General features: G+C 76.1%; 16 protein-coding genes. 9 read left to right on the top strand and 7 right to left on the bottom strand.

Annotated features, from left to right (window positions below; all coding sequences use genetic code 11):
* Nucleotides 1-22: 22 nt before the first annotated feature.
* Both ABD665_RS17455 and ABD665_RS17460 read right to left on the bottom strand, forming a co-directional pair.
* Nucleotides 23-859, bottom strand: a complete 837-nt coding sequence (locus ABD665_RS17455; protein WP_204910198.1) for an undecaprenyl-diphosphate phosphatase — start codon at nt 857-859, stop codon at nt 23-25.
* 63 nt (nt 860-922) lie between these two features.
* Nucleotides 923-1,537: a VTT domain-containing protein gene (locus ABD665_RS17460; RefSeq protein WP_204910199.1), complete on the bottom strand. Its 615-nt coding sequence runs from the start codon at nt 1,535-1,537 to the stop codon at nt 923-925.
* A gap of 63 nt (nt 1,538-1,600) precedes the next feature.
* On the opposite strand from ABD665_RS17460, the gene ABD665_RS17465 reads away from it, so the two are divergent.
* Together ABD665_RS17465 and ABD665_RS17470 are read left to right on the top strand one after the other, a co-directional pair.
* Nucleotides 1,601-2,737, top strand: coding sequence for a glycosyltransferase family 9 protein (locus ABD665_RS17465; protein ID WP_204910200.1), 1,137 nt, complete (start codon nt 1,601-1,603; stop codon nt 2,735-2,737).
* On the top strand, nt 2,734-3,705 hold the full coding sequence (locus tag ABD665_RS17470; protein ID WP_204910201.1) for a glycosyltransferase family 9 protein: 972 nt from the start codon (nt 2,734-2,736) through the stop codon (nt 3,703-3,705). Before ABD665_RS17465 ends, ABD665_RS17470 begins: the two co-directional genes overlap by 4 nt.
* A 124-nt stretch (nt 3,706-3,829) precedes the next feature.
* On the opposite strand, the gene ABD665_RS17475 is transcribed toward ABD665_RS17470, so the two are convergent.
* Nucleotides 3,830-4,714 carry a manganese catalase gene (locus tag ABD665_RS17475; RefSeq protein WP_204910202.1) on the bottom strand — a complete coding sequence of 295 codons (885 nt, stop codon included), beginning with the start codon at nt 4,712-4,714 and terminating at the stop codon, nt 3,830-3,832.
* A 129-nt stretch (nt 4,715-4,843) separates the two neighbouring features.
* On the opposite strand from ABD665_RS17475, the gene ABD665_RS17480 reads away from it, so the two are divergent.
* The 7 genes from ABD665_RS17480 (at nt 4,844) to ABD665_RS17510 (ending at nt 11,026) form a co-directional block, all read left to right on the top strand.
* Complete coding sequence (locus tag ABD665_RS17480) at nt 4,844-5,176, top strand: DUF3140 domain-containing protein (RefSeq protein ID WP_204910204.1); 333 nt, start codon at nt 4,844-4,846, stop codon at nt 5,174-5,176.
* Between the two features lie 138 nt (nt 5,177-5,314).
* Nucleotides 5,315-6,556, top strand: a complete 1,242-nt coding sequence (locus tag ABD665_RS17485) for a glycosyltransferase (protein ID WP_204910205.1) — start codon at nt 5,315-5,317, stop codon at nt 6,554-6,556.
* Nucleotides 6,553-7,116, top strand: coding sequence for a D-glycero-alpha-D-manno-heptose-1,7-bisphosphate 7-phosphatase (locus ABD665_RS17490; RefSeq protein WP_344742565.1), 564 nt, complete (start codon nt 6,553-6,555; stop codon nt 7,114-7,116). The genes ABD665_RS17485 and ABD665_RS17490 overlap by 4 nt, the downstream gene beginning before the upstream one ends.
* Complete coding sequence (locus tag ABD665_RS17495) at nt 7,113-8,195, top strand: glycosyltransferase family 9 protein (RefSeq protein WP_204910207.1); 1,083 nt, start codon at nt 7,113-7,115, stop codon at nt 8,193-8,195. The genes ABD665_RS17490 and ABD665_RS17495 overlap by 4 nt, the downstream gene beginning before the upstream one ends.
* Nucleotides 8,185-8,823 (top strand): D-sedoheptulose-7-phosphate isomerase, encoded by a 639-nt coding sequence (locus ABD665_RS17500; protein WP_344742566.1) that lies wholly within the window; start codon nt 8,185-8,187, stop codon nt 8,821-8,823. The genes ABD665_RS17495 and ABD665_RS17500 overlap by 11 nt, the downstream gene beginning before the upstream one ends.
* Entirely contained in the window at nt 8,820-10,286 is a 1,467-nt protein-coding gene (gene rfaE2 / locus ABD665_RS17505; RefSeq protein WP_204910208.1) for a D-glycero-beta-D-manno-heptose 1-phosphate adenylyltransferase, read from the top strand. Before ABD665_RS17500 ends, rfaE2 begins: the two co-directional genes overlap by 4 nt.
* On the top strand, nt 10,283-11,026 hold the full coding sequence (locus tag ABD665_RS17510; protein ID WP_204910209.1) for an SDR family NAD(P)-dependent oxidoreductase: 744 nt from the start codon (nt 10,283-10,285) through the stop codon (nt 11,024-11,026). Before rfaE2 ends, ABD665_RS17510 begins: the two co-directional genes overlap by 4 nt.
* A gap of 30 nt (nt 11,027-11,056) precedes the next feature.
* Here ABD665_RS17510 and ABD665_RS17515 read toward each other — a convergent pair whose 3' ends face one another.
* The 4 genes from ABD665_RS17515 to ABD665_RS17530 all read right to left on the bottom strand — a co-directional run bounded on the left by ABD665_RS17515 (nt 11,057) and on the right by ABD665_RS17530 (nt 14,501).
* On the bottom strand, nt 11,057-11,818 hold the full coding sequence (locus tag ABD665_RS17515; protein WP_204910210.1) for an MBL fold metallo-hydrolase: 762 nt from the start codon (nt 11,816-11,818) through the stop codon (nt 11,057-11,059).
* Nucleotides 11,819-11,827: 9 nt separating this feature from the next.
* Nucleotides 11,828-12,781 (bottom strand): glycosyltransferase, encoded by a 954-nt coding sequence (locus tag ABD665_RS17520; protein WP_204910211.1) that lies wholly within the window; start codon nt 12,779-12,781, stop codon nt 11,828-11,830.
* Between the two features lie 19 nt (nt 12,782-12,800).
* A complete protein-coding gene (locus ABD665_RS17525; RefSeq protein WP_204910212.1) occupies nt 12,801-13,598 on the bottom strand; it encodes an SDR family oxidoreductase in 798 nt (265 codons plus the stop codon).
* A 78-nt stretch (nt 13,599-13,676) separates the two neighbouring features.
* Nucleotides 13,677-14,501 (bottom strand): sigma-70 family RNA polymerase sigma factor, encoded by an 825-nt coding sequence (locus ABD665_RS17530; RefSeq protein WP_204910213.1) that lies wholly within the window; start codon nt 14,499-14,501, stop codon nt 13,677-13,679.
* Between the last annotated feature and the right edge of the window lie 58 nt (nt 14,502-14,559).

The following is a 14,559-nucleotide window of genomic DNA, read 5'->3' on the forward strand; positions in this document are numbered from 1 at the left end:
GGGCGGGCGCCCGGCGGGTGCGTCAGCGCGCGTCGACGACGCCGGTCAGCAGCAGGACCGCGACGACGACGGCGAGGACCAGGCGGTAGGCGACGAAGACCGTGATCGGGAACTTCGCCACGATCCGCAGCAGCCACGCGATGGCGGCCAGCGCGACGACCAGGCTGACCACGGTGGCCACGATCGTCGGGGCCCAGCCCACGGACGAGGCGATGTCGTCCGCGCTGCCGACCGCCTCGAAGACGCCGGCGGCGGTGAGGGCGGGGATCGCGAGGAAGAAGGCGAGGCGGGTGGCGGACACGCGGTCCAGCCCCCGGAACAGCCCGGCGCTGATCGTGGCGCCGGAGCGGGAGACGCCGGGCACGAGGGCGAGGCACTGGACGACGCCGACGACGAGGCTGTCCTTCAGCGTGAGGCTCTCCTCGCCGCGGTCCTGCCGGCCGACCCGCTCGGCGAGGATCATCACGAAGCTCCACACGACGAGGCCGCCCACGACGAACCACAGGCTGCGCAGCGGACCGGTGATGAGGTCACGGGCCAGCAGGCCGACGATGCCGATCGGGATCGAGCCGGCGATGACCAGCCACGCCATCTTGTAGTCACGCTCGGCCCGCGCGCCCTTGTCCGCCAGCCCCCGGAACCAGGCGGCGGCGAGCCGGACGATGTCGGCGCGGAAGTACACGATCGAGCCGAGGATCGCGCCGACCTGGATGACCGCGGTGAACGCGGTGACGCCCCGGTCGTCGACGCTCAGGCCGAGCAGCTTCTCCACGATCGTGAGGTGCCCGGTGCTCGACACCGGCAGGAACTCGGTGATGCCCTCGACGACGCCGAGAAGGATCGCCTGCCAGAAGTTCATGGGCCGGAAGCCTAGGGGTGATCGGCCCCCGGGACCGATTCCTCGTTCTCAGCAGGACGCAGGTCACAAGGGTGTACCGCGTCGGCGCAGCACGCGCCGCAGCACCACCCCGACGGCGACGAGCACCACCACCGCCACGACGGCGACCTCGCTGGCGTGGTCCATGCGGGTGAGCACCGACGCGTACGCCGCCCCCGCCCCGTAGCCGAGCAGCGCGACCACCGTCGCCCAGGTGACGCCGCCGAGGACGTTGGCCACGGCGAAGTCGCGCGGGGCCATGCCGCTCGCGCCGGCCACGCCGGGCACGAGCGCGCGCAGCAGGGCGGTCCAGCGACCGAGGACGACGGCCCACCGGCCGCGCCGAGCGACGAGGTCCGTCACCTGCTCGCCGCGCACCCGCAGCCGCGTGGGGAGCCGCCCGACCAGGCCCGGGCCGAAGCGTCGGCCCGTCCGGTAGCCGACCTGGTCGCCGACGACGGCCCCGAGCGCGGCCGCGACGACGACCGCCAGGACCGGGAGGCGCCCGCCGTGGGCCACGACGCCGCCGACGAAGACGGCCGTCTCCCCCGGGACCACCAGCCCGACCAGGGCCGACGCCTCGGCGGCCGGCAGCAGGAAGGCGGCGACCAGCACGAGCACCGGCGGCAGGGCGATCAACCACCCCACGAGCTGCGTCACCGACCGACCTCCCGGGCACACCGTCCGGGGCGGCTGGCGTCGCCCTTCCCTATCCTGACGACCGTGCTGCCCCCGTCGTTCCCCACCGGCACCCCCGACGACCTCACGGGCGACCCCACGGTCGGCACCCTGGTCGGCGAGCTGGGGCCGCGGTTCTCCGACGTACGCCGGATCGCGGTGCTGCGGGGCGGCGGCATCGGGGACCTGATGTTCGTGCTGCCGGCGGTCGAGTCGCTCGCCGCCGCCTACCCGGGGGCCGAGATCGTCCTGCTGGGCATGCCGTCGCACGCCGCGCTGCTGGCCGACCGGCCCGCGCCCTTCAGCGCGGTCGAGGTGCTGCCGGTCCACCCGGGCGTCCGCGAGGGCACCGCCGTCGACCCGGCGGCGACGGAGGCGTTCGTCGCCCGCGTCCGGGCCCTCGACCTCGACCTCGCGGTCCAGGCCCACGGGGGCGGCGGCAACTCCAACCCGTTCCTGCTGCGGCTCGGCGCCCGGCACACCGTCGGCACGGCCGCGCCCGGCGCGCCGCGCCTGGAGCGGGACCTGGCCTACCGCTACTTCCAGCACGAGACGCAGCGCTGGCTGGAGGTCGCCGCCCTCGCCGGCGCCCCGGCCGTCCAGCTCGAGGCGCAGCTGCGTGGCCGGGACAACCGGCGTCCGCGCGACGGCGTCCGGCCGCGCCTGGTCGTGCACCCGGGCGCCACCGACCCGCGCCGCCGCTGGCCGGCGGAACGCTTCGCCGCGGTCGCCGCCGCCGTCGCCGCGCGCGGGGTCGAGGTCGTCGTGGTCGGCGACGCGAGCGACCGGGACGCGGCGGCCACGATCGTGGGCCACGCCCGCGACCCGCTCGTCACGTCGCAGGCGGACGCGATCGGCCTGCCCGCCCTCGTCGACCTGCTCGAGGACAGCGACGTCGTGCTGGCGAACGACTCGGGTCCCCGGCACGTCGCCATGGCCGTCGGCACGGCCACGGTCGGCGTCTTCTGGGGGCCGAACATGATCAACGCGGCCCCGGTCGCGCGCCGCCGGCACCGCGTCCACCCCGGCTGGATCCTGCGCTGCCCCCGCTGCGACGCCCCGCTGGCGTCCGGCGACGAGCTGCGCTGCGACCACGAGGAGTCGTGGGTGGCCGACGTGGGCGTGGAGACCGTGCTGGCCGACGTCCTCGACCTGCTCCAGACGCCGCGGCACCCCGGATGAGCGCGAGCGGGAGCACGGGCGCGGGCACCCGGACGGACGACGGCCGTCCCGTCGCCCTGGTGCTGCGGGCCCTCGGGCTGGGCGACCTGCTGGTGTCGGTCCCGGCGCTGCGGGCCGTGCGCCGCGGCTGGCCGGACCACCGGGTCGTGCTGGCCGCGCCGGAGTGGCTCCGGCCGGCCGTGGGGCTCGTGGCCGCGGTGGACGCGCTGCTGCCGGTCGCCGGCCTCGACGCGCCCCTGCCCGCGCCGGGTGGGACGCCGGACGTCGCGGTCAACCTGCACGGCCGCGGACCGCAGAGCCACGCGCTGCTCGACGCGCTCGGGCCCCGCGAACGGGTCGGCCACGCCGCGCCGGGCTGGGACGGACCGGTCTGGGTCGACGACGTCGACGAGCGCACCCGGTGGACCGACGTGCTGGCGCACCACGGGGTCCCGGGCGACCCGACCGACGTCGGCCTGCGTCGCCCGGACGTCCCGAGCCCGGCACCCGGGGCGGTCGTCGTCCACGTCGGGGCGGCGTACGGGTCCCGCTCCTGGCCGGCGGACCGGTTCGCGGCCGTCGTGCGCGAGCTCGCCACCCAGGGCCGCGAGGTCGTGCTGACCGGGTCGGCCGCGGAACGCGACCGCGCCACGGCGATCGCCGCGGAGGCGGGTCTGCCGGGCCCCGCGAACCTCGCCGGGCGCACGGGGCTGGCCGAGCTCGCCGCCCTGGTCGCCGACGCGGGGCTGCTCGTCAGCGTCGACACGGGCGCGGCGCACCTGGCGAGCGCCTACGGAACCCCCTCGGTCGTGCTCTTCGGACCGGCGCCGGTGTCCCGGTGGGGTCCCCCGCCCGGCGGCCCGCACGTCGTCCTGACCGACGAGCGGGTCCGGGTCGGGGACGTCTTCGCGGCCGAGCCCGACCCCGCCCTGCTCGCCGTCACGACCGACGACGTCCTCCGCGCCGCCGAGGGCCTGCTCCGCCCCTGAACGCGGACGGGCCCTGATCACGGACGGACCCCGAACGCGGACAGGCGCTGAACGCGGACAGGCGCCGCCGGACCCCTCCCGGTCCGACGGCGCCCGCGTACGGGGCCCGCGTGCCGAGGCTGGCTCAGCCGGGCTGGACGACGTCCTTGATCTTGCCCATCGTCTTGTCGAGGAGGTTCGGCTCGGGCGTCGTGCCGTAGAGCCGCGGGTCCCCGTGGTTGCCGACGGGCGGCATCGGGGCCGTCGTGGTCGGGCCGTCGGAGTAGCTGAACTCGCCCTTGCCGTCCGGCGTCGGGCCGCTCGCCCAGCGCCCGGCCGCGGCCTCCTTGCCGTCGGAGAAGTTCATGTAGGTGTACGAGACGTCGCGGTGCTCGTCCGAGAGCGGGAAGTTGCTCGGCACCGGCAGGTCCTCGTAGCCCTCCTCGCGGAGCTCCTGGGCGGCGGCGATCCACTGGTTCTGGTGCATCGTGTCGCGCGCGAGCAGGAACGAGAGCATGTCCCGCACGCCCTTGTCCTCGGTCATGTGGTAGATCCGGGCGACCTGCAGCCGGCCCTGCATCTCGGCGTTCGCGTTCGACGTGAAGTCGGCCAGCAGGTTGCCGCTGGCGGTGATGTAGCTGCCCTGCCAGGGGTTGCCGTTGCTGTCGACCGGGCGCGCACCGGCGCCGGCCACGATCGCGTGCTGGGTGTCCTCGCCGCCGATCACGGCCGCGACGACCGGGTCGGACTTCACGGCCGCCTCGACCGTGCCCGCCGGGGCCTTCTCGAGCAGCTGGGCGATCATGATCGCGATCATCTCGACGTGCCCGAACTCCTCCGCCCCGATGCCGTAGAGGAGGTCCCGGTACTTGCCGGGGAGCTTGGTGTTCCAGGCCTGGAACCCGTACTGCATCGCGACGGTGATCTCGCCGTACTGGCCGCCCAGGATCTCCTGCATCTTGCGGGCGAAAAACACGTCCGGCGCGGCCGGCGACGCGTTGTACTGCAGCTCCTGCTTGTGGAAGAACATCGAGCCTCCTCGGGAGAGCGGCCCCTCCGCCCTCGCAGGGGTGCCTTCCCAGGTCCGGGCCGGCTGAAACCCCGGCCCTCCCGTGCAAGGCTCCCGGCGCCGGCCCGCCCCGTCGGGTAGGAACCTGCGATGAGCGACGAGCACGACGAGACCCGCAGGGCGTTCGCGGACGCCGTGAACATGAGCGCCGCCGAGCTGCAGGACTGGCTCGGCACGGGGCACTCCCGCGAGGTCGGGCAGAAGAGCGGCGACGGGGGCGAGTCGACCGGCCACGAGATGGGGCGCCGCATCGTGCACCTCCTGGGCAAGGACGACGCGGACCTGACCGAGGCCGACCTGGAGCACATGGACAAGGTGGTCGGCTACGTGCACCGCCACCTCGCGCAGCGTCCCGCGGGCGACGTGACGGACTCGCGGTGGCGCTGGAGCCTGATGAACTGGGGGCACGACCCGCTGAGATGACGCCTCGAGGGCTGCTCACCTACCCTCCTCGTGCAGCCCCGGAACCGGTCGGTCACGACCTCGTAACGTCGGCGCCTGTTTGAGTCCTGCCGCACGTGGTACCAGGTAGGTCGGACGGTCTTATGCGAAGGAGTTGGTGTGCGGATCGCTCTGGTTTCCGAGCACGCGAGCCCCCTCGCAGCGATCGGTGCGGTCGACGCGGGCGGGCAGAACGTGCACGTCGCCGAGCTCGCGAGCGGGCTGGCGCGGCTGGGTCACGACGTCGTCGTCTACACGCGCCGTGACGACGCCGACCTGCCCGAGACCGTGCGGACCGACGACGGCTACGACGTCGTCCACCTGACCGCGGGGCCGGCGCGGACCGTCCCCAAGGACGACCTCTGGCCGCTGATGCCGACCTTCGCCGACGCGTTGCGCCGCCACCTCGAGGCACGCAGGCCGGACGTCGTGCACGCCCACTTCTGGATGTCCGGCTGGGCCGCCACCCGGGCGACCCGCGGGCTGTCCGTCCCGACCTTCGTCACGTTCCACGCCCTCGGCTCGGTCAAGCGGCGCCACCAGGGCAGCGCGGACACCAGCCCGCCCGAGCGCGTCGAGGTCGAGCTCGCCGTCGCCACCCGCGCCGCCGGCGTCGTCGCGACCTGCCGCGACGAGGTCCAGGAGCTGGCGGCGATGGGCGTGGACCTCGCGCGCGTCGACGTCGTCCCCTGCGGCGTGGACGTGCGCCACTTCACGACCACGGCGGCCCCGCTGGACCACCCGCCGCGGCGCGAGCCCTACCGCATCGTCAGCGTCGGCCGGCTGGTCCCCCGCAAGGGCTACGCGACCGTCGTCGAGGCGCTCGTCGACCTCCCCGGGGTCGAGCTGGTCGTGGCCGGCGGACGTTCCGAGGGCGGCGTGGTCGAGGCCGAGCAGCTGCGGCTCGAGGCGCTCGCCGAGGAGCTCGGGGTCCGCGACCGCGTGCACTTCATCGGCCAGGTGGGCCACTTCCTCATGCCGGCCCTGCTCAGCACGGCCGACGTCGTCGTCTGCACCCCCTGGTACGAGCCGTTCGGCCTCGTCCCGCTCGAGGCGATGGCCTGCGGCGTCCCGGTCGTGGCCGCGGCCGTCGGCGGGATGCTCGACTCCGTCGCGGACGGCGAGACCGGTCTGCTGGTCCCGCCGCAGGACCCGACCGCGCTCGCCGACGCCCTCCGCGGGCTGCTCGCGGACCCGGTGCGGCGCGAGGCGTACGGACGGGCCGGGGTCCGGCGGGCCCGCTCGCGCTACTCGTGGGACGCGGTGGCCACGGCCACGGCCGAGGTCTACGAGGAGGCGCTCGTCGCCGGCCTCGCCCGCAAGCACCGGGCCAGCCGGCTGCCGGCCCTGGGTCCGGCGTGAGGCCGGGCGGAGACGAGCTGCTCGGCGGGGTGCGCGCGGTCCTCTTCGACCGCGACGGCACGATCGTGCACGACGTGCCCTACAACCGGGACCCCGACCTGGTCGCCCCGGTCGACGGGGCCCGCGAGGTCCTCGACTCCCTGCGCCGGCGCGGTGTCGCCGTGGGCGTCGTCAGCAACCAGTCCGGCATCGCCCGTGGGCTGATCACCCCCGAGCAGCTCACCGCCGTGAACGCCCGCGTCGACGAGCTGCTCGGCCCCTTCGACACCTGGCAGGTCTGCCCGCACGGGTCCGGCGACGGCTGCGCCTGCCGCAAGCCCGCGCCCGGCATGGTCCTGGCCGCCGCCGCGGCCCTCGGGGTCGACCCGTCGGCCTGCGTCGTCATCGGCGACATCGGCGCGGACGTCGGCGCCGCCCTCGCCGCGGGCGCCCGGGCGGTGCTCGTCCCCACCCCGGTCACGCGAGCGGAAGAGGTCGCGTTCGCGCGCGAGCACGCCGCGGTCGCGAGCGACCTCGGCCAGGCCGTCGAGATCGCTCTCGGTGGAGCGGTGACCGCATGACCGCCCCCCAGGGCGGGCACGTCCTCGTCGCCCGGCTCGACAGCGTCGGCGACATCCTGCTGTCCGGCCCGGCCGTGCGCGCGGTCGCGGCGTCCTCGGCGAAGGTCACGATGCTCGTCGGCCGGGGCCGCGGCGCCGTCGCGCGGCTGCTGCCCGGGGTCGACGACGTGCTCGAGTACGACGCGCCCTGGATCGTCGCCGAGCCCGGCCCGCTCGACACCGCAGCTGTCGACACCCTGCTCGCCGACGTCCGCCGGGCCGGCGTGGACGCCGCCCTGATCGTCACCTCGTTCCACCAGTCGCCCCTCCCCCTGGCCCTGCTGCTGCGCCTCGCCGGCGTCGGCTGGATCGGGGCGATCAGCGACGACTACCCCGGCTCGCTGCTCGACCTGCGCCACCGGCTCCCTGAGGTGCCGGTCGACGTACCCGAGAGCGAGCGCGCCTTGTCCCTCGCCCGGGCGGCGGGCTTCGACCTGCCCGCCCCCGCCCGGCTCGCCGTCCGGGAGCCGCTGCCGGACGTGCGCCACCTCGTGGGCGCGGGCCCGTACGTCGTCCTGCACCCCGGCGCCGACGCACCCGCCCGGCGCCCCTCGGCCGGCACGAGCCGGGCCTTCGTGGCCGCGCTCGTCGACGCGGGGCACCGCATCGTCGTGACCGGCTCGCCGGGCGAGGCGCCGCTCACCGCCGCCGTCGCCGACGGGCGGGCGCTCGACCTGGCCGGCGCCGTCGACCTGGCCGGGCTCGCCGCCGTCCTCGCGGGGGCGGAGGTCGTCGTCGCCCCCAACACCGGCCCCGCGCACCTCGCCGCGGCCGTCGGCACGCCGGTCGTCTCGCTCTTCGCCCCGGTCGTGCCTCCCGAGCGCTGGGCTCCGTACGGTGTCCCGGTCGTGCTCCTGGGTGACCAGGACGCCCCCTGCCGCCTGACCCGCGCCCGGCACTGCCCCGTGCCCGGCCACCCCTGCCTGGACGGCATCGCCGCCGCCGACGTCGTCGCCGCCGTGGCGACGCTCCAGGCCCGTCCCGCCGACGACCGCGACCCGGTGCCGGCCCGTCCCCGAGAGGTCGACCATGTCTCTTGACCACGCCCTCAGCACCCTCGACGTCGGCCCCGACGCCGCCGGCAGCGTCGGCCTCGTGGCCGAGCACCTCGCCGCCCTGGCCGAGGCGGCCGGCCGCGCCGGTGCGTACGCCGCCACCGTGAGCGCCTGGGGGGCCGACCTGGCCCGCCGCTACGAGGCCGGGGCGCACCTCCTGGCCTGCGGCAACGGCGGCAGCGCCGCCGAGGCGCAGCACCTGACCGGCGAGCTGGTCGGGCGGTTCCGCCACGACCGCCGTCCGCTGCCGGCGGTCGCGCTCTGCGCCGACTCCGCGGCCCACACCGCGATCGCCAACGACTACGGCTTCGGGGAGGTCTACGCCCGCCAGGTCACGGCGTGGGGCCGGCCCGGGGACGTGCTCGTCGCCTTCTCGACCAGCGGCACCAGCCCGAACGTCGTCGCCGCGGCCAAGGCCGCGCTGGAGGCCGGGGTGACGGTCTGGGCCCTCACCGGCCCGGGGCCGAACACCCTCGCCTCGCTCGCCGACGACGCGATCGCCGTCGACGCACCGACGACCGCGACCGTGCAGGAGATCCACCTCAGCCTGGTGCACTCCCTGTGCATCGCGCTGGACCACGCCCTCGGCGTGCAGCCGGCAGCCGTCGCGTGAGCGCCGTGCGCGGACCGCTCGTCGTCGTCGGGGACTCGCTGCTCGACGTCGACCTGGAGGGCAGCTCCGACCGGCTCGCGCCGGACGCGCCCGTCCCGGTGGTCGACGTCGCCCGCGAGTGGCAGCGCCCGGGCGGGGCAGGCCTCGCCGCGCTGCTCGCCGCCCGCTCCGGCCACGAGGTCGTGCTGGTGACCGCCGTCGGCGCCGACGACTCCGCCGACCGCCTCCGCAGCCTGCTCGGCGGCCTGGTCGAGGTCGTCGCCCTGCCCCTGGTCGGCGGCACGAGCCGCAAGACGCGCGTGCTCGCCAACGGCGTGCCCGTCACCCGCCTGGACGTCGGTCGCGGCCGGGCGCTGGACGCTCCCGTCCCGCAGGCCGCGCTGGACGCCCTCGACCGCGCCGGCGCCGTGCTCGTCGCCGACTACGGCCGCGGGGTCACCGCGCTGGAGGACCTCCGCGAACGCCTCGCCGACCGCGCCCGCGAGGTTCCGGTCGTCTGGGACCCGCACCCCCGCGGCACCGCGCCGGTCCCCGGCTGCGCCCTCGTCACCCCGAACGCCAGCGAGGCCCGGGCGCTGGGCAGCGTCGACGGGACCGCCGACCAGGGCCGGGTCCTCGCGCAGCGCTGGCGGGCCGGCGCGGTCGCGATCACCCTCGGCGCACGCGGCGCGCTCCTCGTCGAGGGCGACGCGGCCACCGGCTCCGGCGAGACCCACGTCCCGCTCGACGAGCCGGGCGACGTCGACGCCGCCGGGCGGGCCCCGCACGCCGGCCGCCTCGACACCTGCGGCGCGGGCGACGCCTTCGCCGTCGCCGCGTCCGTGGCCCTGCTCGAGGGCGCCACCCCGGCGGCCGCTGTGCACCGCGCGGTGGCCAGCGCCACCGCCTTCGTCCGCGCGGGGGCGGCGACCGCCGTCTCGACCGAGGTCCCGTACGCCACCTCCTCCGACCGACCCGAGCCCGCCGACGCCTTCGCGCTCGTCGCGCAGGTCCGCGCGGCCGGCGGGACCGTCGTCGCGACGGGCGGGTGCTTCGACCTGCTGCACCGCGGGCACGTCAGCCTGCTGACCGCCGCCCGCTCCCTGGGCGACGCGCTCGTCGTCTGCATCAACTCCGACGCGTCGGTCCGCCGGGCCAAGGGTCCCGACCGCCCGCTGGTCACCGCCGAGGACCGGGCCCGCGTGCTGTCCGCGCTGGCCTGCGTCGACGGCGTCGTCGTCTTCGACGAGGCCACGCCGACCGAGATCCTGGCCGAGCTGCGGCCCGACGTCTGGGTCAAGGGCAGCGACTACGCCGGGCAGGACATCCCCGAGGCCCGGGTGGTCGAGGAGGCCGGCGGCCGGGTCGTGCTGCTCCCGGTCGTCGACGGCTACTCCACCACCCGCCTGGTCGACCGGTCCCGCGCGACCGCCTCGGCCTCCCCCGCCCACCCACGCACGAACCGAACCGAGGAGATCTCATGACGTCGACCCTGACGCCCCCCGACACCGCCACCGCCAGCCCGTCGAACGGCAGCACGACGCTGGGCACCGTGCTCGTCACGGGCGGGTCCTCCGGCCTGGGTGCCGCGACCGTCGCCGCCGTCCTGGCCGCCGGCGGCACCCCGCTGGTGCTCGACCTGACCCCGCCCGCGGGGGACGTCGCGTACGCGCAGGTCGACCTGTCCGACCCGCGTGCGGCCGAGGCGGCCGTGCGCGACATCGTCGAGGCCAACGGCGGCCGGCTGGACGGCGTCCTGACCGCGGCCGGCATCGACTTCCCCGCGCCGCTCGACGGGATCGACGGCCCCACGTGGGAGCGCATCGTCATGGTGAACCTCTTCGGCACCGCTGCCGTCGCCCGCGCCGCGCTGCCCTACCTCAAGGCCAGCCACGGCCGGATCGTCACGGTCGCCTCGACGCTGGGCATCAAGGCCGTCGGCGACGCGACCGCCTACTGCGCCTCGAAGTTCGGCGTGGTCGGCTTCACCCGCTCGCTGGCCGCCGAGACGGCCGGCCAGATCGGGGTCACGCTGCTCATCCCGGGCGGCATGCACACGCACTTCTTCGACGAGCGCGACGCGCAGTACAAGCCGGGTGCGGACGCCGTGCTGAACAAGCCCGAGGACACCGCCGCGGCGGTGGTCTTCGCGCTGTCGCAGCCGGCCGGCTGCGAGGTCCGCGAGCTCGTGGTGGCCAGCTCGGTCGAGACCTCCTGGCCGTGACCGTCTGAGGGACCGCCCCGGGGGCCGGCGTCAGGCGACGCCGGCCAGCCGGGCGGCGTCCACCGCCGAGCGCGAGCCCTGCAGCCACGGCTCGCCGTGTCCGGTGAGGACGGCCGGGACGTCCAGGACGGCGATCGCCTCCAGCGAGTCGATCGCCACCCCCGGGTCGTTCGTCGCCTCCCGCGCGACGACCCGCGGGCCCCGCCGGCCGGTGTACGGGTCGAGGGTCACGAGGGCGTCGCCGGTGAGCACCGCCCCGTGGTCGGGCAGGTGCACGACGTACTCGCCGTCGGTGTGGCCCGGTGCCGGCACGAGCTCGGGACGTCCGGGCAGGTCGAGCACGGTCCGCCCGCGGACCAGGTGGTCGGGCTGCAGGCCCGGGACGCGCAGCGCGCCCGCCCGGACCATCGAGCCCAGCACCGGCCACGAGCGCGGGTGGGTGACCGGGTAGGCGAGCCGCGGGCGCGCCGGGCGGTAGCGGTAGGGGTGGGCCAGGATGTGCTCGTCGGCCGCCGGAGCCCAGACCTCCACCCCGTAGCAGCGCTGCAGCTTGCGGGCGAAGCCGACGTGGTCGAAGTGCCCGTGGGTGATCACGAGCCCGCGCACGTCGCACGCGCTGCGCCCGAGGTCGGCCAGGCACTGCCGCACCGCGGCCCAGGTCGCCGGGAAGGCCGCGTCGACCAGCGTCACCCCGCCCTCGCCCTCGACGACGTAGCAGTTGGTGTGGCCGTGGGAGATCAGGTGGACCCCGGGCACGACGTCCCGGCGGGTCTCGACGCTGGCGGGGTGCACCCCTGTGGACTACCCAGCCGCGACGTCGGCGAACACGGCGTCCCAGTCCGCGAGGAACCGGTCGAGCCCGTGCCGGGCCAGCGCGGCCTCCCGGGCGACCAGGCCGGCGGCACGGGCCGCGTCCGGGTCGGCGAGCAGGCGTCGGGCGGCGACGACCAGGTCGGCGGGGTCGGGCGAGATCGCGCCGGCCTCCGGCGGGACGGTGCGCGCGGCCGCCGTGGTGTCCAGGACGACGACGGGCATCCCCAGCAGCATCGCCTCGATCAGCGACAGCCCCAGCGAGGTCCAGCGGTTCAGGTGCAGGTACGCCCGCCGCTGCACGAGGGCGTCACGCAGCTGCGGCGGCTTGAGGTTCCCGGCGAAGGCCACGCCCGGCTGCCCGTCGAGCGCCGCGGGCAGCAGGTCGCCGTCGATCCCGAAGGCGTCGATCCCCAGCGGGGCGAACCCCGGCAGCAGGTCGGTGCCGGTCACCCGCCAGCGCCGTACGGGCTCGTTGACCACGAACGCGAGGTGGTCCACCGAACCGTCGTAGCGCAGGCCGGGGTCGGCCAGCCCGTGCTCCACCACCCGCGTCGGCGTCCGCCCGCAGTCCCACAGCAGCGCGTTCAGGTGGGTGACGTGGACGACGGGCACGTCCCCGTCGGCCAGCGGGTGCCGCGTGCTCGGCACCGACTCCTTGGGCGTGTTGTGCTCGAGGAACACGGCCGGCACGTCGGTCCCGGCCCGCAGCCCGGTGCGCTCGGCCACGGTCGCGGCCTCGTCCGGGCGCTGCAGCAGGACGACGTCCGGCGGGTCGTCACGGAGCTCCGCCGGGTCCACCTCGCGCGCGCCGGCCGGGGCGGCCGCACCGAGACGCGACAGCCCGCCGCGGCCGTCGACCGCGGGCAGGAACGCGTAGTCGTGCGTCCCGGCGATCAGGGCGTCGGTGTAGCCGCCGTGGACGTCGGACAGCAGGATCCTCACGACGGGGCAGCGTACGGCCTCAGGGCGTGCGCCAGTCGTCCGTGGTCAGGTGCGAGCCGGCCATCGGGCCCATCTGCAGCATCCCGCCGTCGACCGGCCAGGAGGCCCCGGTGACGTAGGACGAGGCGGGCGAGGCCAGGAACGCCACCACGGCGGCGATCTCACGGGCGTGGCCCGGACGGTTCAGGGGGACGCCGGGACGGGCGGTGCCGTGCGGGTCCTCGTCCTCCTGGCCGGTCATCGGCGTGGCGATCTCCCCCGGCGCGACGCAGTTCGCGGTGATGCCGAACCGGCCGAGCTCGAGCGCGAAGGTCTTCATCAGGCCGCCGAGACCGTGCTTCGCCGCGTCGTACGCACCCGAGCCCACGCGCGGCTGGTGCTCGTGGACGCTGGTCACGGCGATCAGCCGCCCACCGCGGCCGCCGGCGAGCATCCGGCGCGCCGCGCGCTGGAGGCACACGAAGGCGCCGTCCAGGTCGACCGCGACGACGTGGCGCCAGTCGTCCCAGGCCATGTCGACCAGCAGGGTGCCGTCGCCGGTCCCCGCGTTGTTGACGAAGACGTCCAGCCCGCCGAGCCGGTCGGCGAGGGTGTCCACGACCTCCGCGCAGCCGGGGACGTCGGAGGTGTCGAGCCGCTCCACGTACGCCTGCCGGCCGAGGCCGCGGACCTCCTCGGCCGTCGCCTCCGCCCCGGCCTCGTCGGTGTGCCAGGTGATGCCGACGTCGAGCCCCTGCGCGGCGAGCGCGACCGCGGTCGCCCTGCCGATCCCGGAGTCCGACGCCGTCACGATCGCCCTGCGGGCCCGCTCGTCCATGCTCGGTGAGTTCCCGCCCGGGCGCGGGTCAAACCCGGCCGACCGAGGTCGACCGGGTCCGGCCCCGGGTCGGAGCGCTCAGGCGGCGTGCGCGGGGTGCCCGGGCTCGTCCAGCGACCCGATCAGCCCGCGCAGCTTCTTGAGCAGCCGGGCGAGCATCCGGGAGACCTGCATCTGGTTCGTGCCGAGGACGCCGGCGATGTCGCCCTGGGACCGCTCCTCGAAGAACCGCATTCGCAGCAGCTGCTGCTCGGCCTCGGTGAGGTCCTTCCAGACCGACGACACCAGCACGTGCGCGTCGCAGCGCTCCGAGTCGGGGTCGTCGCTCTCGTGGTCCTGGGTCAGCGCGTCGAGCGAGCTGCAGGTGTAGGCCTGCGTGGCGCGCCGGGCCCGCCGGACGTCGTCGAGCGGCACGCAGAGCACCTCCGCGAGCTGGCGCTCGGTGGGCTCGCCGCCGACCGCCTGGGCCACCTCGGGCCAGCGCCGCCACATCTCGGCGGACAGCTCCTGGGTCGGCCGCGAGGGCCGGACGGACCAGCCGTGGTCGCGGAAGTGCCGCTTGACCAGGCCGGTCACGGTCGGGAAGGCGAACGCGGCGAACGAGCCCTGGTCGGGGTCGAACCGCGCGCACGCCTCGACCAGCCCGGAGCGGGCGATCTGGCGGAGGTCGTCGAGGTCCTCGCCGCGGTCCCGGAAGCGGCGGGCGACGGAGTCGGCCAGCCAGAGGTGGGAGACGACGACCTCGTCGAAGAGCAGCTGCCGGGTGGCGTCGTCGGCGTCACGCGCGGCGCGGAGCCGGGCCAGCGTGAGCTCCGCGAGCTCCTGGCGCTGGGCCGGGTCGCTGCCGCGGGGGACGTTGCCCCCGCCGTCGGAGAGTGGGAGCAGAGAGGGGGAAAGAGGCATGGCGCGCACTTCCGTTCGTCGAGAGAAACGAACGTGGCGCGCTGTTGGCCACGACTTT

Origin of the sequence: Microlunatus spumicola (assembly GCF_039536445.1) — a bacterium.
GTDB lineage: Bacteria > Actinomycetota > Actinomycetes > Propionibacteriales > Propionibacteriaceae > Microlunatus > Microlunatus spumicola.